The sequence below is a fragment of the Xanthomonas sp. CFBP 8151 genome (genome assembly GCF_011761885.1).
GTDB lineage: Bacteria > Pseudomonadota > Gammaproteobacteria > Xanthomonadales > Xanthomonadaceae > Xanthomonas > Xanthomonas arboricola_B.
This window is the reverse complement of record NZ_JAASQZ010000002.1, coordinates 810,699-827,416: the sequence shown is the minus strand read 5'-3', so window position 1 is coordinate 827,416 and position 16,718 is coordinate 810,699. Positions and strand designations below refer to the sequence as shown.

The 16,718-nt window shown below is 65.1% G+C and carries 18 protein-coding genes, 2 tRNA genes and 1 other RNA gene; 16 read left to right on the top strand and 5 right to left on the bottom strand.

The features are described 5' to 3' along the window. Positions 1-224: 224 nt before the first annotated feature. The 8 genes from trpE to FHT08_RS11460 all read left to right on the top strand — a co-directional run bounded on the left by trpE (position 225) and on the right by FHT08_RS11460 (position 7,774). The gene (trpE, locus tag FHT08_RS11495) at positions 225-1,700 is read left to right on the top strand and encodes an anthranilate synthase component I (protein WP_166775141.1); all 1,476 of its coding nucleotides are present in this window, start codon (positions 225-227) and stop codon (positions 1,698-1,700) included. Next, on the top strand, positions 1,700-2,767 hold the full coding sequence (locus FHT08_RS11490; RefSeq protein WP_104606286.1) for an aminotransferase class I/II-fold pyridoxal phosphate-dependent enzyme: 1,068 nt from the start codon (positions 1,700-1,702) through the stop codon (positions 2,765-2,767). The genes trpE and FHT08_RS11490 overlap by 1 nt, the downstream gene beginning before the upstream one ends. Before the next feature lie 27 nt (positions 2,768-2,794). Beyond that, a complete protein-coding gene (locus tag FHT08_RS11485) occupies positions 2,795-3,583 on the top strand; it encodes an SIMPL domain-containing protein (protein WP_166775140.1) in 789 nt (262 codons plus the stop codon). A gap of 10 nt (positions 3,584-3,593) precedes the next feature. Next, positions 3,594-4,172, top strand: coding sequence for an aminodeoxychorismate/anthranilate synthase component II (locus FHT08_RS11480; RefSeq protein WP_104538713.1), 579 nt, complete (start codon positions 3,594-3,596; stop codon positions 4,170-4,172). Between the two features lie 175 nt (positions 4,173-4,347). Then, the gene (locus FHT08_RS11475; RefSeq protein ID WP_166775139.1) at positions 4,348-4,980 is read left to right on the top strand and encodes a flavin reductase family protein; all 633 of its coding nucleotides are present in this window, start codon (positions 4,348-4,350) and stop codon (positions 4,978-4,980) included. Between the two features lie 116 nt (positions 4,981-5,096). Further along, positions 5,097-6,134, top strand: coding sequence for an anthranilate phosphoribosyltransferase (gene trpD / locus FHT08_RS11470; RefSeq protein ID WP_047126190.1), 1,038 nt, complete (start codon positions 5,097-5,099; stop codon positions 6,132-6,134). A gap of 133 nt (positions 6,135-6,267) precedes the next feature. Then, positions 6,268-7,065: an indole-3-glycerol phosphate synthase TrpC gene (trpC, locus tag FHT08_RS11465; protein WP_047126189.1), complete on the top strand. Its 798-nt coding sequence runs from the start codon at positions 6,268-6,270 to the stop codon at positions 7,063-7,065. Next, positions 7,058-7,774 (top strand): haloacid dehalogenase-like hydrolase, encoded by a 717-nt coding sequence (locus FHT08_RS11460; RefSeq protein WP_047126188.1) that lies wholly within the window; start codon positions 7,058-7,060, stop codon positions 7,772-7,774. Before trpC ends, FHT08_RS11460 begins: the two co-directional genes overlap by 8 nt. A gap of 232 nt (positions 7,775-8,006) precedes the next feature. Here FHT08_RS11460 and crp read toward each other — a convergent pair whose 3' ends face one another. Further along, positions 8,007-8,699, bottom strand: a complete 693-nt coding sequence (gene crp, locus FHT08_RS11455) for a cAMP-activated global transcriptional regulator CRP (protein ID WP_024938194.1) — start codon at positions 8,697-8,699, stop codon at positions 8,007-8,009. Between the two features lie 137 nt (positions 8,700-8,836). Between crp and speD the strand changes: the two genes are divergently transcribed. Then, positions 8,837-9,631, top strand: coding sequence for an adenosylmethionine decarboxylase (gene speD, locus FHT08_RS11450; RefSeq protein WP_005990692.1), 795 nt, complete (start codon positions 8,837-8,839; stop codon positions 9,629-9,631). Positions 9,632-9,795: 164 nt separating this feature from the next. Continuing rightward, a complete protein-coding gene (locus tag FHT08_RS11445) occupies positions 9,796-10,110 on the top strand; it encodes a multidrug efflux SMR transporter (protein ID WP_003483069.1) in 315 nt (104 codons plus the stop codon). Between the two features lie 302 nt (positions 10,111-10,412). On the opposite strand, the gene coq7 is transcribed toward FHT08_RS11445, so the two are convergent. Further along, complete coding sequence (coq7, locus tag FHT08_RS11440) at positions 10,413-11,066, bottom strand: 2-polyprenyl-3-methyl-6-methoxy-1,4-benzoquinone monooxygenase (protein WP_104538711.1); 654 nt, start codon at positions 11,064-11,066, stop codon at positions 10,413-10,415. Positions 11,067-11,247: 181 nt separating this feature from the next. On the opposite strand from coq7, the gene rplM reads away from it, so the two are divergent. Together rplM and rpsI are read left to right on the top strand one after the other, a co-directional pair. After that, positions 11,248-11,676, top strand: a complete 429-nt coding sequence (gene rplM, locus FHT08_RS11435) for a 50S ribosomal protein L13 (RefSeq protein WP_003483082.1) — start codon at positions 11,248-11,250, stop codon at positions 11,674-11,676. A 2-nt stretch (positions 11,677-11,678) separates the two neighbouring features. Beyond that, the gene (gene rpsI / locus FHT08_RS11430; protein ID WP_016902423.1) at positions 11,679-12,071 is read left to right on the top strand and encodes a 30S ribosomal protein S9; all 393 of its coding nucleotides are present in this window, start codon (positions 11,679-11,681) and stop codon (positions 12,069-12,071) included. A 206-nt stretch (positions 12,072-12,277) separates the two neighbouring features. Here the strand turns inward: rpsI and FHT08_RS11425 are convergent. Continuing rightward, a tRNA-Gln gene (locus FHT08_RS11425) sits at positions 12,278-12,351 on the bottom strand. 52 nt (positions 12,352-12,403) lie between these two features. Further along, positions 12,404-12,480: transfer RNA gene (locus tag FHT08_RS11420), tRNA-Met, on the bottom strand. Between the two features lie 118 nt (positions 12,481-12,598). On the opposite strand from FHT08_RS11420, the gene FHT08_RS11415 reads away from it, so the two are divergent. The 4 genes from FHT08_RS11415 (at position 12,599) to FHT08_RS11400 (ending at position 14,438) form a co-directional block, all read left to right on the top strand. Next, positions 12,599-13,216 carry an RNA pyrophosphohydrolase gene (locus FHT08_RS11415; protein ID WP_104538710.1) on the top strand — a complete coding sequence of 206 codons (618 nt, stop codon included), beginning with the start codon at positions 12,599-12,601 and terminating at the stop codon, positions 13,214-13,216. Between the two features lie 80 nt (positions 13,217-13,296). Further along, positions 13,297-13,506 (top strand): (2Fe-2S)-binding protein, encoded by a 210-nt coding sequence (locus tag FHT08_RS11410; protein ID WP_024938191.1) that lies wholly within the window; start codon positions 13,297-13,299, stop codon positions 13,504-13,506. A 325-nt stretch (positions 13,507-13,831) separates the two neighbouring features. Continuing rightward, the gene (gene bfr, locus FHT08_RS11405; RefSeq protein WP_005990707.1) at positions 13,832-14,302 is read left to right on the top strand and encodes a bacterioferritin; all 471 of its coding nucleotides are present in this window, start codon (positions 13,832-13,834) and stop codon (positions 14,300-14,302) included. Positions 14,303-14,362: 60 nt separating this feature from the next. Further along, positions 14,363-14,438, top strand: a non-coding RNA gene (locus tag FHT08_RS11400) — sX9 sRNA. Between the two features lie 4 nt (positions 14,439-14,442). On the opposite strand, the gene FHT08_RS11395 is transcribed toward FHT08_RS11400, so the two are convergent. Next, positions 14,443-16,710, bottom strand: coding sequence for an ATP-binding protein (locus FHT08_RS11395; protein WP_166775465.1), 2,268 nt, complete (start codon positions 16,708-16,710; stop codon positions 14,443-14,445). Between the last annotated feature and the right edge of the window lie 8 nt (positions 16,711-16,718).

Here is a 16,718-nt window from a genome sequence, read left to right as displayed (position 1 = left end):
GGTAGAGCGGGGGCTGGGTGTACGGCAGCCAGGCTGGCCGGATCGGCTTCGCAATTTGCGCGGCTTTCGCCTTGCGCCTGCTGCCCTGGCGCGGCAGTTGCGCTACAGTAGCCGTGTGTCCCGCCTGACGACTCCACGCTCCTTCTCTTCCGCTCGCCGCTGGTGGCGATGGTGGCCCGTTGCCGTCGTCCGCCCCGCCACAGAGTCCCGGAAGGAAAGTCGTCTTGATCACTGCAGAGCAGTTCCAGCGCCAGGCCGCTGAAGGTCACACCCGTATCCCCGTCGTCCGCGAAGTGCTGTCCGACCTGGACACGCCGCTGTCGGTCTATCTGAAGCTCGCCGACGGCGCCTACACCTATCTGTTCGAATCGGTCGAAGGTGGGGAACGCTTCGGGCGCTATTCCATCATCGGCCTGCCGGCGCGGCGCGTGTACAGCTTCCGCGGGCAGACGCTGGAAATCAGCGAGCATGGTGACGTGCTGGAAACCCGCGAGGTCGCCGACCCGCTGGCCGAAGTGGACGCCTTGCGCGCCGAACATTCGGTGCCGCAGCTCGACGGCCTGCCCGGTTTCACCGGCGGGCTGGTCGGCTGGTTCGGTTTCGAGTGCATCCAGTACATCGAACCGCGCCTGGGTAGTGGCGACAAACCCGACGAGCTGGGCACCCCGGACATCCTGCTGATGCTGTCCGAAGAGCTGGCGGTGTTCGACAACCTCAAGGACCGCCTGTACCTGATCGTGCACGCCGACCCGCGCCAGCCGCAGGCCTATGTGCGCGCCAACCGGCGTCTGGACGAACTGGCGCACCGCCTGCGTCAGGGCGGTGCCGGGTATCCGCAGGCGCAGATTTCCGATGCGATCGACGAGTCGGACTTCCACTCTTCGTTCACCCGCGAGGAATATCACGCGGTGGTGCGCAAGGCGCAGGAATACGTGCGCGCCGGCGACATCTTCCAGGTGGTGCCGTCGCAGCGGTTGCGCGTGCCGTTCCGTGCGCGTCCGGTGGATGTGTATCGCGCCCTGCGCGCGCTCAATCCCTCGCCGTACATGTATTTTCTCGACGTCGGTGGCACCCAGGTGGTCGGCTCCTCGCCGGAAATCCTGGCGCGCCTGCGCGATGGCGTGGTCACCGTGCGGCCGATCGCCGGCACCCGTCCGCGCGGTGCCACGCCCGAACAGGACAAGGCGCTGGAAGCCGAGCTGCTGGCCGATCCGAAAGAGCGCGCCGAGCACGTGATGCTGATCGATCTCGGTCGTAACGATGTCGGCCGCGTTGCCGAACCGGGCACGGTCAAGGTCGGCGAGCAGTTCGTGATCGAACGCTATAGCCACGTGATGCACATCGTCAGCGAGGTCACCGGCACGCTCAAGGCCGGCCTGAACTACAGCGACGTGCTGCGTGCGACGTTTCCGGCCGGCACCGTCAGCGGCGCGCCGAAGATCCGCGCGTTGGAGATCATCCGCGAGCTGGAGCCGGTCAAGCGCAACGTCTATTCCGGCGCGGTCGGCTACATCGGCTGGCACGGCGATGCCGATACCGCCATCGCGATCCGCACTGCCGTGATCCAGGACGGTTATCTGTACGTGCAAGCCGGCGGCGGCGTGGTCTATGACTCCGACCCGGATCTGGAATGGCAGGAGACCATGAACAAGGGCCGCGCGCTGTTCCGTGCGGTTGCGCAGGCGGCCAAGGGGCTGTGATGGTCGGGCAGGGCAGCGCTGCGCGCATCAGCTTCCGCAACGACTACAGCGAGGGCGCGCATCCGCGCCTGCTGCAGGCGCTGGCGCAGGCCAGCGCCGAGCAGAACGCCGGCTACGGCACCGATCGCCACACCGCGCGTGCGGTTGCGTTGATCCGCAGCGCGGTCGCGCAGGCGCAGGCCGATGTGCATCTGCTGGTCGGCGGCACCCAGGTCAACCTGACCGCGATCGCGGCGTTCCTGCGCCCGCATCAGGCGGTGATCGCGGTGGAGGCAGGGCACATCGCCACGCACGAAACCGGCGCCATCGAAGCGACCGGCCACAAGGTGCTGACAGTGCCCGCGCCGCACGACAAGCTGACGCCGGCGCTGATCCAGCCAGTGCTGGATGTGCACGCCAACGAGCACATGGTGCAACCGCGCCTGGTCTACATCTCCAACAGCACCGAGAGCGGCACCATCTACAGCCGTGCCGAACTTGATGCGCTGTCGCGTTTCTGCCACGCGCGCGACCTGCTGCTGTATCTGGATGGCGCACGCCTGGGCGCCGCGCTGACCGCCGATGGCAACGATCTGGATCTGCCCGCCATTGCCGCGCTGACCGATGCGTTCTATATCGGCGGCACCAAGAATGGCGCCTTGCTCGGCGAAGCGCTGGTCATCGTTAATCCCGACTTGCAGGCCGACTTCCGCTATCTGATCAAGCAACGCGGTGCGCTGCTGGCCAAGGGCATGCTGTTGGGGGTGCAGTTTGCCACCTTGTTCGAAGATGGCCTGTTCTTCGAGCTGGCTGCGCATGCCAACGCGATGGCGCAGCGACTGCGCGCAGGATTGCTGGCCGCTGGCGCGCAGTTCACCAGCGACTCGCCGACCAACCAGCAGTTCATCGCCGTCAGTGCGCAGCAGGCCGCGCAACTGGCGTATTGCTACGACTTCGAGCGCTGGGAAGTGCGCGCCGATGGCAGTCATGTGATCCGCTTCGTGACCTCGTGGGCGACCACGGCCGCGTCGGTCGACCGGCTCTGTGCGGACGTCGCAATGCGCGCTCACGCCGATGCACGTGCATAACCACGTCTCCCATCAAGGAAGGACCCAATGAAGCGAATTGCCGGTTGGATTCTCGCAAGCCTGTTGATGCTGCCGCCCGCCGCGACAGCGCAGATCAACAGCCTGCCGTCGCAGCCGCATTTGCTGGTGAAAGGCCAGGCATTCCGCACTGTCGACCCGGACCGCTTCATCATCGATCTCAAGGTCAGCAACACCGACCTGCAGCCTGACCTGGCGCGCAAATTCGTCGAGGAACGCGCCCGATCGGTGTTGGATGGCCTGCGACGCAACCACGTGCTGATGGATTCGCTCTATGCCTCGTCGCTATCGATCTCTCCGCAGTCGCGCTACGAAAATGGCAAGTCGGTATTCCAGGGAACCCGCGTGGAGCGCAAGATCCGCGGTACCTTCTCGTCCCTGAAGGACGTGCGTGCCTTTCTGGGTGGGCTGGACGCCAACGAGAATGTCCAGGTGTTGTCCATGCAGAGCGCCTACGCCGATGCCGCTGCGTTGCGTGCAGACCTCAAGCGCGAAGCCGCCACGCAGTCGCGCGAATCGGCTCAGGGACTCGCCGCGGCGTATGGTGTGCGGCTTGGCGGGATCTACAGCATCTCCGATGTGGCGCCCAGTTTTGCCTATGGCGTCGAGGCCGGCACCTGGTCTGCGCCTGCAGCGCCAACGCCCAGCTCCGTGGTTTCGCCGCCCTCGCCACCGGCACCCCCACCGCCGCCGCCACCTGGTGCAGATGGCAAGGTGCAAGGCCTCGGCGAAAGCCTGCTGACCGGCACCATCACCTATACCGAAAACATCTATGCGGTCTTCCTGATCGCGCAATGAGTCCCCTGCCATGCTGCTGATGCTCGACAACTACGACAGCTTCACCTACAACCTCGTGCAGTACCTGCAGGCCCTGGGTGCCGAGGTCACGGTGGTGCGCAACGACGCGATGAGCGTCGATCAGGTCGCCGCACTCAGGCCCGAGCGCATCGTGATCTCGCCTGGCCCGTGCACCCCGAACGAGGCCGGTATCTCGCTGCAGCTGATCGAGCAGCTGGGCCCGACCACGCCGATCCTGGGCGTGTGTCTGGGGCATCAAAGCATCGGGCAGGTCTACGGCGGCGATGTGATTCGCGCCGGCAACATCATGCATGGCAAGACCTCGCCGATCCGCCACCAGGGCAAGGGCGTGTTCGCCGGCCTGCCGGACAGCTACGAGGCCACCCGCTACCACTCGTTGGTAGTGGACAAGACCACCTTGCCCGAGGCGCTGGAAGTCACTGCCTGGACCGAGAATCCGGATGGCTCGATCGAAGAGATCATGGGCCTGCGCCATCGCCAGTTTCCGGTCGAAGGCGTGCAGTTCCATCCCGAATCGATCCTGACCCAGCACGGTCAAGCCTTGCTGAAAAACTTCCTGCAGCGTTGATCGAAATGCGCACCGCGCACGTCGCCAGTGTCGCTGCAACCTTCGTCAGTCTCGATGCAGTCGTCAGCACCATCGCTGCACCGGCGGCCCACGCGCGCAGTACCCGCAGTCACCCGCGCGTCGCCGTGCGGCGGGTTTCCCACCTCGCTTCGTTCATGCCTGCACCCGGATCACGATGAGCACCGCCAGCGACAGCTTCCACTTCTACGAACCAGGCCAGGGCCACGGTCTGCCGCACGATCCGTTCAACGCCATCGTCGGTCCGCGGCCGATCGGCTGGATCGGCTCGCGCAGCGCCGAGGGCGTCGCCAATCTGGCGCCTTACAGCTTCTTCAATGCGTTCAACTACGTGCCGCCGATCGTCGGCTTCGCCAGCATCGGCCGCAAGGACAGCTTGCGCAATATCGAAGCCACCGGCGAGTTCACCTGGAACCTGGCCACGCGCCCATTGGCCGAGGCGATGAATGCCAGTGCGGCGATGGTGCCGGCGGAGGTCGACGAGTTCGCATTGGCCGCCTTGCAGATGGCGCCGTCGCGGCTGATCGGTGCCCCGCGTGTGGCGGCCAGCCCGGTCAGTTTCGAATGCCGGCTCAGCCAGCTGTTGCCGCTGCAGAGCGCAGGCGGGCAGGCCATCGAAACCTGGCTGGTCCTGGGCGAAGTGGTCGGCGTGCATCTGGCGCACGCGGCGCTGCAGGACGGTATCTACGATCCCGCAGCCGTGCAGACGATTCTGCGCGCGGGCGGTGCCGCCGATTATTTCGAGGTGCAGGCGCAGGCGCGCTTCCGCATGCGGCGTCCGGGCCAGTGAGCGCCGCGCGCCGCATCGCTGCATGGCATTGCCGCCGTTTGCGCCTGCATCGCCAGGATTGATCGATCAACCTCGCTCCCGCACATCCTTCTCACGTTTTGTCACGGTCCTCGTCCATGCCCATCACCCCGCAAGAAGCCCTGCAACGCACCATCGAACACCGCGAAATCTTCCACGACGAAATGGTCGAGTTGATGCGTCAGATCATGCGTGGCGAGGTCTCCGACATGATGGTCGCCGCCATCCTCACCGGGTTGCGGGTCAAGAAGGAAACCATCGGCGAGATCGCCGGCGCAGCCACGGTGATGCGCGAGTTCTCGCGGCGCGTGGAAGTGGGGGATCGCCGGCACATGGTCGATATCGTCGGCACCGGCGGCGACGGCTCGCATACCTTCAACATCTCCACCTGCGCGATGTTCGTGGCCGCCGCCGGCGGTGCCAAGGTCGCCAAGCACGGCAACCGCAGCGTGTCTTCCAAGTCCGGCAGTGCCGATGCGCTGGAGGCGCTGGGCGCGGCGATCGAGTTGCAGCCCGAGCAGGTCGCCGCCGCGCTGGCGCAGACCGGTATCGGCTTCATGTATGCGCCGGTGCATCACCCGGCCATGAAGGTGGTGGCGCCGGTGCGTCGCGAAATGGGCGTGCGCACCATCTTCAACATCCTCGGCCCGCTGACCAACCCGGCCGGCTCGCCGAACATCCTGATGGGCGTGTTCCATCCGGATCTGGTCGGCATCCAGGCGCGCGTGCTGCAGGAACTCGGCGCCGAGCGCGCGCTGGTGGTGTGGGGGCGCGATGGCATGGACGAACTCTCGCTGGGCGCCGGCACCCTGGTCGGCGAGCTGCGCGATGGCCAGGTGCGCGAGTACGAAGTGCATCCGGAGGATTTCGGCATCGCCATGTCGGCCAGCCGCAACCTCAAGGTGGCCGATGCCGCGCAGTCGCGCACGATGCTGCTGCAGGTGCTGGACAATGTACCCGGCCCGGCGCTGGACATCGTCGCCCTCAATGCCGGTGCGGCCCTTTACGTGGCAGGGGTGTCCGACAGCATCGCCGACGGCGTCGTGCGTGCGCGTGCGGTCCTGGCCGATGGGTCGGCGCGTGCAAGATTGGACGCCTACGTCGCCTTCACCCGACAGGCCGCCCTGCAGTCCTGATCGCTGTCCACCGCCATGCGCCGGCAAGCACGCGTCGGCATCCCACAATACCGCTGGCATGCTGATCGCTGGCGCGTGGCGGTCAGTTGCGGCCGTCTTGACCGATAATGCCCGCCCGCCAGGACCCGATACGATGAGCGACATCCTCAACACCATCCTCGCCCGCAAGGCCGAAGAAATCGCCGAGCGCAGTGCGCGCGTGCCGCTGGCCGAGCTGATTGCGCGCAGCGCCGACCTGCCGCTCACGCGCGGTTTTGCCGCCGCCATGCAGGCCAGCATCGCCGCCGGCGAGCCGGCAGTGATCGCCGAAGTAAAGAAGGCCAGCCCGTCCAAGGGCGTGATCCGCCCCGACTTCCACCCGGCCGACATCGCGGTCAGCTATGAGTTCGGCGGCGCCAGTTGCCTGTCGGTGCTGACCGATGTGGACTTCTTCCATGGCGCCGATGCCTATCTGCGCCAGGCGCGCGAGGCCTGCACGCTGCCGGTGCTGCGCAAGGACTTCACCGTCGACCCCTACCAGGTCTACGAAGCGCGCGTGCTCGGCGCCGATTGCATCCTGCTGATCGTCTCGGCACTGGACGATGCGCAGCTGGCCGAGCTCTCCGGCCTGGCCATGGAACTGGGCCTGGACGTCCTGGTGGAAGTGCACGACATCGACGAGCTCGAGCGCGCGGTGCAGGTACCGGTGCCGCTTGTGGGCATCAACAACCGCAACCTGCGCACCTTCGAGGTGTCGCTGCAGACCACCCTGGACATGCGCGCCGCCGTGCCGCGCGACCGCATCCTGGTCACCGAAAGCGGCATCGTCACTCCGGCCGATGTGCAATTGATGCGCGGCCACGGTGTGAACGCGTTTCTGGTCGGCGAGACCTTCATGCGCGCGCCCGAACCCGGCGAGGCGCTGCGTCAGCTATTCTTCGCGCATGACTGAGGCGTATCCCATTCCGCGCGACGACGCACCGCTGGTGGTCTTCGATTTCGACCACACGCTGTATGACGGCGACTCCGGCAGCCATCTGTTCGCCTGGTTGATCAAGCGCAACCCGTTGCGTCTGCTGGTGGCGCTGTTGGCGTCACCGATCCTCGGCCCGATGGTGGCGATGCTGCCGACCCGCCGCCGCGGCGTGTCCGGTTATGTGTGGATCGCGACCTTCGGTCTGCACCGCACGCGCGAGTTCAACCGCTTCATCGATGCATACGTGCTCAAGCATGAAGCGCAGATCCGGCAGCGCTTGTTGCCGCACGCCTTGAAGGTGTTCACCGATCACCGCGCTGCCGGCGACCGTGTGGTGGTGGCCACCGGCGCGCCGCCGGAACTGGCACGCGCGATTCTCGGCTTTGTCGCGCATCAGGACGTGCCGGTGATCGGCAGCCTGGTCGGCCCTCGCCTGGGTGCTGTCACTGCGCGACGGCACTGCCACAACGAAGAGAAGATGCGCATGCTGCGCGAGCGCGGCTATGCCGACATCGCCATTGCCTATTCGGACAGCACTGCGGATCTGCCGTTGCTGAAGGCGGCGCGTGCGCCGGTGGTGGTCAATCCGAAGGTCAATCGCGAAGCGCTGTTCCGGCAAGTGTTGCCTGCGGGCACGCCGATCCTCAACTGGGGATGTCGCGATCGCGGTGGCAAGGCGCTGTAGCGCTTGGCGCCGGTAGCGGCGCGCTTCGTGCGCAGCTCCAGCCAGGCACGGCTGCAACAAGCTGCGTGATTCCCGTTAGCTCCGATGCCTGGCGGCAGCAATGGATGCCGGGCCGTCGACATGCCCGGCAGTCGGTGGCCGAGCGTGCCGGACTGCATCAGCCCGCATGCCGTGCGACATGCGGTTCAACCTGCGGCTGGTGCAGTGCTGCACCAGCCGCGACCGCCACCGCTTAGCGGGTCCCGTAGAGCACGACGGTTTTGCCGCGTGCATGCAGCAGGCCGTCGGCCTGCAGCTTCTTGAGTACGCGCCCGGCCATTTCGCGCGAGCAGCCCACCAGCCGTGCCAATTCCTGCCGCGACACGCGCAGCTGGGTGCCCTGCGGGTGACTCATCGCTTCCGGCTCCTTGGACAGATCGTGCAGGGTGCGCACGATGCGGTCGGTCACGTCCAGGAACGCCAGGCGGCTGGCTTTCCTTGTGGTGTCGAGCAACCGCTTGGACAGCTGAACGCCAATCGCGTACAGGATGCGGGGCGCATCCGGCGACAGACTGGTCTGGAACAGCTGCTGCAGCCGCTCGTAGCTGATCTCGGCCAGCTCGCATTGGGTGCGGGTGCGCAAGATCACCTCGCGGGTATCGGATTCGATGAACAACCCCATCTCGCCGACGAACTCGCCGCTACCGAAGTAGCCCAGCACCAACTCACGATCGTCATCTTCCTCGGCAATGATGCTCACCGAGCCGCTGATCACGTAGTAGAGGGTGCCAGCCGGGTCTCCTGGCCGGAACACATCGGTCCGGGTCGGATAGCGCCTGCGATGGCTGTGCGCCAGAAAACGCTCGATCGTGCCCGCGTCCAGCGCCAGAGAAGGGGTAGCGTTACGTACCGTCGTAGTGACAACCGTCGTGTTTCCTGGGCTCATGGCAGTTCCGCGTGTAGTTCTTGAAGCTTAACGGCATGAGTCATGCAAGGTAAACCATTCTTAACATCGGCATTTCGTTGCTGGGATCTTTGGCTCATAATTGTTTCCTTTCCCGCCTTCCATAAGGACAGACCGACGTGGTCAAGCCGTTGCCTCGCCTGAGGCTACAGGGGTTCAACAACCTCACCAAGGCGTTGAGCTTCAACATCTACGACGTCTGTTACGCGCGTACCGAAGAGGAGCGTCAGCGCTACATCGAATACATCGATGAGCAGTACGACGCCGATCGTCTGACGCAGATCCTGACCGATGTTGCCGAGATCATTGGCGCCAACATCCTCAATATCGCACGTCAGGACTACGATCCGCAGGGCGCGTCGGTCACGATCCTGATCTCGGAAGAGCCCGTCATCGACAAGAAGCAGGCCGGCAAGGAGCTGATCTCCGATGCCGTGGTCGCTCATATGGACAAGAGCCACATCACTGTCCATACATATCCCGAGACGCATCCGCAGGAAGGCATCGCCACGTTCCGCGCCGACATCGACGTCGCCACCTGCGGTGTGATCTCGCCGTTGAAGGCGCTGAACTACCTGATCGAGAGTCTGGAGTCGGACATCGTGATCATGGATTACCGCGTCCGTGGCTTCACCCGCGATGTGAAGGGCAAGAAGCATTACATCGACCACAAGATCAACTCGATCCAGCACTTCCTCGCCAAGAACGTGAAGTCGCGCTACGAGATGTTCGATGTGAACGTCTACCAGGAAAACATCTTCCACACCAAGATGCACCTGAAGGACTTCGACCTGGACCAGTACCTGTTCGAGGAGCGCGCCAAGAACCTCTCGTTCAAGGAGCGCATGAAGATCGAAACGCTGCTCAAGCGCGAGATCGAAGAACTGTTCCACGGGCGTAACCTGAGCGAATAAGCGCAGCGAGCGAGCTGTTGTGCGACCTGCCTGCAGGCGCGCGAAGAATCAAGGCGGGACGGCCCGCCACGCGATGACCTCGCGTTCCACAGCCGACGGCGGCCCAGTGTGCAGACACTGGGCCGCTTTTTTTTTGTGCGTTTTTCAAGTTGAGGAGTGATGCGATGCCCTGGATCTATCTGCTGCTGGCCGGCCTGTTCGAAATCGGCTTTGCCATGGGCCTGAAGTACAGCGACGGCTTCACCCGCCTGTGGCCGACCGTGCTGACGATCGGTCTGGCGGGTATCAGCCTGTGGTTTCTGACGCAGGCGCTGAAGACGATTCCGGTAGGCACCGGTTATGCGATCTGGACCGGGATCGGTGCGCTGGGCGTGACAATCGCCGGCATCGCCCTGTTCGGCGACAGCGCGTCGTGGTCGCGTCTGGCCTGCATCGGCCTGATCGTGGCCGGGGTGATCGGATTGAAGTTGGTTGGGTAGTGGTTGTCAGGCCCGCGTGTGGTCAGTCCCATTGCGTGGGCCTGCCCCTCGTAGTCAGTCCCACTACGTGGGCCTGACCCCAAGATTTGCTACGCAAATCTTGGGCCCCACTTCGTAGCATCCTATCCCCGCGCGCTTGGCGCGCCCCCTTAACAAAGGGGGCTCTGCTCCAGTTGAGTGTTGCGAGGTGTGGGGCTTGGTTTGCTAAGGCGCCGCCAGCCGCCAGCCGCCAGCCGCCAGCCAATCCCCAATCCCCAATCCCCAATCCCCAATCCCCAATCCCCAATCCCCAATCCCACCGGCTACAGCCGGTACGCCACCGCTTTCATCAGCCTGGAGGCCAGGGCCATGGCGCCGGGTATCGGGGGCGGGAGGATGCGCGCGCCGGCCTGTTCGGCCTGATCGGCGTGGCGCGCCTCGTCGATCTTCATCACGCGCAGGATCGCGCGGCTGCGCTGGTCGACCTCCGGCAGGGTTTCCAGGTGTTCGTCCAGATGGGCTTCTACCTGGCGCTCGGTCTCGACCACGAAGCCCAGGCTCCAGTCGTCGCCGCGCAACCCGGCCAGGGCGCCGAGGGCGTAGCTGCCGGCGTACCAGAGCAGGTTGAACAGGCTGGGGCGGCTATCCAGCTCGTGCAGGCGGTCCGCGCACCAGGCCAGATGGTCGGTTTCCTCCTGCGCGGCCTCCAGCAGATGGTGCTGGGTGTGGGCGTCGCGGGCGACGGCGGCCTGGCCGAAGTACAGGCCTTGTGCGCAGACCTCGCCGACGTGGTTGATCCGCATCAACCCGGCAGCGTGGCGACGTTGGTCCGGTTCCAGCGCGACGTCGGGAGTGTCGGCGGCCGGATTGGGCCGCTCGGCGGGCGGATTGCCGAATACCGTGTCCAGCGCGCGCTGGGCTTCGACCAGCAGCCGGTCGAGCGGGCTATGCAGTCGGAAAGAGGAGATCTGGGTCATGTGCCGATTCTGGCCCCGGACCGAGCCGCTGCCAACCGCCAGAGCGCCGGCCGGCCGGCGACTTGCGTGGCCTTGTGCCGTCCCGTACAATCCCGCCTCTTCTGTTTCGCCTTCACAACGCGTGGCAAAGTTCCAGCGGTCATTGCCGCTGCAATCCGCCCGACCACTCAAGAGTTTTCTCATGACTACGTTCACCGCCAAGTCCGAGACCGTCCAGCGCGACTGGTATCTCGTTGACGCCGCCGGCAAGACGCTCGGCCGTCTGTCCACCGAACTGGCTCGCCGTCTGCGCGGCAAGCACAAGCCGGTTTATACCCCGCACGTCGATACCGGCGATTACCTCGTGGTGATCAATGCCGAAAAGATCGTGGTCACGGGCAACAAGCTGAAAGACAAGAAGTATCACCGCTTCACCGGCTACATCGGTAACCTGAAGACCGAGAGCCTGGAGCAGGCGCTGCAGCGCCATCCGGAGCGCGTGATCGAAATCGCCGTCAAGGGCATGCTGCCGAAGGGCCCCCTGGGCCGCACCATGTACCGCAAGCTCAAGGTCTATTCGGGTGCCGAGCATCCGCACGCCGCCCAGCAGCCGCAAGTTCTGGATATCTAATCATGGCTATCACGCAAAACTACGGCACTGGCCGCCGCAAGTCCTCCACCGCTCGCGTGTTCCTGCGCAAGGGTACCGGCAACATCACCGTCAACGACCGTCCGCTGGACGAGTTCTTTGGCCGTGAGACTGCGCGCATGATCGTGCGTCAGCCGCTGGAACTCACCAAGAACACCGAAAGCTTCGACATCCTGGTCACCGCCTCCGGCGGCGGCACCACCGGTCAGGCCGGTGCGATCCGTCTGGGCATCGCCCGTGCGCTGGTCGAGTACGACGAAACCCTGAAGTCCGAGCTGCGCAAGGCTGGCTTCATGACCCGTGACGCCCGCGAAGTCGAGCGTAAGAAGGTCGGTCTGCACAAGGCCCGTCGCGCGACCCAGTTCTCCAAGCGCTGATCCATCGCGTTTGCTGCGTTCCGGTTCGCCGGGGCGCCTGCTTCAAAAGCCCGGCCATGCCGGGCTTTTGTCGTTTTTAGGGTCGGTGCATCGGGAGCCTGCAAGCGGCGGTCTGCGACGTGCTGTGTGGCGAGGGCTACGCGAATCCCAATGGGCGTGATCGGGCAACAAAAAAGGCCCGATCGTCAGATCGGACCTTTTGTGTATGGCTGCCCCGGATGGATTCGAACCACCGATGCCTGAGTCAGAGTCAGGTGCCTTACCGCTTGGCGACGGGGCAATAAAACGTATTGGGCCAAGATTATTGCATGCCTGCACGCGCATGAACACCTTGGTGGCTATGGGTGGACTCGAACCACCGACCCCAGCATTATGAGTGCTGTGCTCTAACCGGCTGAGCTACATAGCCTAGGGAGCCGGTAATTCTTACCAAGCGCCCGCGTGTTGTCAAGCATTTCGTTTTCAGCTTGTGAGCCGGCCCTCGCCGTGGCAGAGTCGGTGACAGTAGATTTTCAGGAGTCCGCATCGTGATCGATCCGGACGGTTTCCGGCCAAACGTCGGCATCGTGCTGATGCGAGAGGATGGTCAGGTGTTCTGGGCACGACGTGTGCGCAGGGACGGCTGGCAGTTCCCGCAAGGTGGCATGAATACCGATGAGACACCCGTAGAAGCCATGTACCGCGAGTTGCGCGAAGAAACCGGGTTGTTGCCCGAGCATGTCGAATTGCTCGGTGCCACTCCCGGATGGCTGCGCTATCGCCTGCCCAGCCGGGCTGTACGGCGCAACGAGCGTCAGGTCTGCATTGGCCAGAAGCAAGTGTGGTTCCTGCTGCAGTTCACCGGCCACGAATCCCATCTCAAGCTCGACCACACCGACACGCCGGAGTTCGATCATTGGCGCTGGGTGGATTTCTGGTATCCGGTCGAGCATGTGGTGATGTTCAAGCGCGGGGTCTATGCGCGCGCGCTGCGTCATCTGGCTCCACTGGCACAGACCATCGCTGGCTCGGCGGCGGTCGGGGTGATGCCCGAGCGTGCGCTGGAGGCCTGGTTGCCGGGCAGCAGTGCGGCCGGGCACGACAGCCCACGCAAGCGTCCACGCAAGCGGGGCGGGGCTCGTGTGGTGCGGATTAATAATGATTAACGTTTGGAATTGACACCTATTCTCGTTTGCGGTGCAATCAGTGCCGGTCCTTTCCGGATCGTCAGCACCCGACCGATACCGTGTACGTCTGCATCTGCAATGGGGTCACCGACCACCAGATCCGCGAAGCGGCCGAGAATGGCTGCGCCAGCCTGGCCGAGCTGACCATGCGCACCGGCTGTGGTTCGAACTGTGGCTCGTGCCTGGAAATGGCGGGCGACGTGCTGAGCCAGGCCCATGCAAGCCGCGCCCTGCCGCTGCCCATGCTGGGACTTGCCAGCGCTGCCTGAGCGTCCTCCGGCGCGCTGTCATGGCGGATTGCCAGGGCTGCTGGCTCCTGCTGAAGCTTTCCCTTCCTCGCGCTACCGAAGCGCTGTCGACAGGTCGTCTTCGTGGCTGCCGGCCACGCAGTCGGTTCGGGACCGAATGCAGTGCGATCGGCAGTCTGCAGCGGGTGCTCGGCGAACGATCGAGGCACGCTCCGCTCTTGCGGCAGGCCGCATGACGGCGGTCGGGGATCGGGCAGGCGTCGCGCAACTGATCACGATTCGCGTTCCTTCATGCGCCGCGGCAACGCGTTACAGTGCGGCCGGCTCACTGTCTCGGAGACATCGCATGAAGGGCGATACCAAGGTCATCGAGTACCTCAACAAGGTGCTCTACAACGAACTCACTGCGATCAACCAGTACTTTCTGCACGCCAAGATGCTGAAGAACTGGGGCCTGAAAGAACTGGCCGAGCATGAGTACAAGGAATCCATCGACGAGATGAAGCATGCGGACAAGCTGTCCGACCGCATCCTGTTTCTCGAAGGACTGCCGAATTTTCAGGCGCTGGGCAAGCTGCGTATCGGCGAGAACCCCACCGAGATGTTCCGCTGCGATCTGGCGCTGGAGCGCGAGGCGGTTGCCGTGCTGCGCGAGGCCGTGGCCTATGCGGAGACCGTCAACGACTACGTGAGCCGTCAGCTGCTGGTGGACATCCTGGAGTCGGAAGAAGAGCACATCGACTGGCTGGAAACGCAGCTGGATCTGGTAGCGCGCATCGGCGAGCCGAATTACCTGTTGACCAAGCTGGACGATTGAGGGCCGCCGATCGAACTGCTGCGCAGCCGTCAGGCGGGCGCGTTCGGTGCTGGAATCGGCATGTACCACTCGCACGCTTCGGCGCTTGCGTGTCGTCCGCACCCGCCTGACGGCCGCTCGCTACGTCTTGTCAGCTGCTCCTAGCGGGCGGCGCGGGTCTTGGTCTGCAGGCGCGCGACCTGGCCGAGCAGTGCCAGGCGGGCGCGTGCGTATTCGGCGATGACCAACGCCACCATCACCGAGGGGCGTTCGATGGTGCCGGTACGCGCGGCCAGTTCGATCCGGCGCGCGGCATTGGCCAGCGCCTGGGCGCCGACGTTGGCGCTAGAGGATTTGAGCGTATGCGCCAGATCGCGCAGCTGCATGCTGTCGCGGTTGGCGGCAGCGGTTTCCAGTTGTTCGATGATGCCTGGCGCATCTTCCAGGAACAGCTGCAGGATGGTGATGGTGTCCGTGCCCGCCACCTCGTACAGCTCATCGAGCACGCTGTTGTCCAGGATCGGCAGGGCGCGCGCATGCGCGGTGCTGCTGGTGCTTTCGGGGTCGACTGCGGCTGGGCTGCCAGTGGTCGGACCAGGCAGCAGCGGCTGGCGCGGCAGCCAGCGTTGCAAGCAGGCGTCGAGCTGCTCGCGGGCGACCGGTTTGGACAGGTAGTCGTCCATGCCGGCGGCCAGGCAGCGTTCGCGATCGCCGGCCATGGCGTTGGCGGTCATCGCAACGATCGGGATCGGGCGGCCGCCGCTTTCGGTTTCCATCGCGCGCCAGCGGCGGGTGGCGGCATAGCCGTCCAGCACCGGCATCTGGCAATCCATGAAGACCATGTCGTAGCGGGTGGACTCCATGCTGCTCAGCGCGAATTCGCCATCGGTGGCAGTGTCGGCGTCGAAGCCGAGCACGGCCAACAGCTTCTGCGCGACCAGCAGGTTCACCGGGTTGTCTTCCACCAGCAGGATGCGCACTTCGCGCGGATTGGCCTGCGCCGGCGCCATCGGCTCGGGAATCATCGCCGCAGCCAGCGTGGCCGCGTGGGCCGGCTTGGGATCGGGTGGCAGCACCAGCGAGCGCAGGGTTTCATCCGGGCTCTGGCGTGATACCAGGGTGGCGTTGTCCTGCAGCTCGGCAGGCACCGGCTCGTCGCCATACAGCCAGATCAGGTGCGAGCCGCTGAGGTCGTCCGGGCGGGCAAGCGCGCGATGCACGGCGCGCGCGCTGTAGCGCAGCGTGTCGTGGTCGGCGATGACGCAGCGGAAGCCTTCGCTGTCGCTGTGGCGACGCACCCGCTCCAGCGCTTCCTGGGTGGTTTCCATCAGCACGTGCGACACGCCCCAGCTGTCGAGCAGGCGCTTGAGGCGTTGCGACAGGCGTATGTCGGAACTGATCACCAGCACCCGGGCGGTATCTGCGCCGGTGTTGTGCTGCAGGTCGCCGATGACCTTGAGCAGCGGAATCTCGAACCAGAACGTGGCGCCGCGCCCGGGCTCGGACTCCACGCCGATGCGGCCGCCCATCAGATCGATGATGCGTTTGCAGATCGCCAGTCCCAGCCCGGTGCCGCCGTACAGGCGCGTGGTGGAGGCGTCGGCCTGTGCGAAGGAGCGGAACAGGCGCGCCTGCTGATCCGGGGCGATGCCGATGCCGGTGTCGCGCACCTGGAAGCGCAGCAGATGCTGGGCGCGGGTCTCGCCCAGGCGACGCAGCTGGATGTCGACGCTGCCGCGTTCGGTGAACTTGATCGCATTGCCGATCAGGTTGCCCAGCACCTGGCGCAGGCGGATCGGGTCGCCGCGCACCAGCAGGCGCACCGACGGCTCGATATCCAGCCCCAGGCGCAGTTGCTTGCCTTCGGCGGTGCGCTGCAACAGCTGCACGACGCCGCCGAGCAACTCGCGCAGATTGAAGGTGGTGATCTCCAGTTCGAGCTTGTTGGCTTCGAGTTTGGAGTAGTCGAGGATGTCGTCGACGATACGCAGCAGCTGCAGTGAGCTACCGGTGGCGGTCTGCAGCATGTCGCGCTGGTCCAGGCTGAGCTGACCGCGCGAGATCAGGTCCAGCATCGGAATGATGCCGTTGAGCGGGGTGCGGATCTCGTGGCTCATGGTAGCCAGGAATTCACCCTTGGCCAGCGTGGCGGCCTCCGCGGCCTGCTTGGCGCGCACCAGTTCCTGCTCGAGCTCGCCGTGGCGCTGCAGTTCCTGCTGCAGGCGCTCACAGGCGACGTCGGCGTCCTCCAGACGTCGCGACAGGGCGTGCTGCGCGCGCGCACTGCGGTAGGCCCCAGCCGCGGTGCATAGACCGAACACCACTGCCAGCGCTGCAGAGACCGCCGTCACTGCGCGCCACGGTCCGTCGATGGCCCACCACTGCAGGCCCGCTCCCAGCGCTGCAACCAGCGCGGTCAGCGTGGCCAGACTGCTGC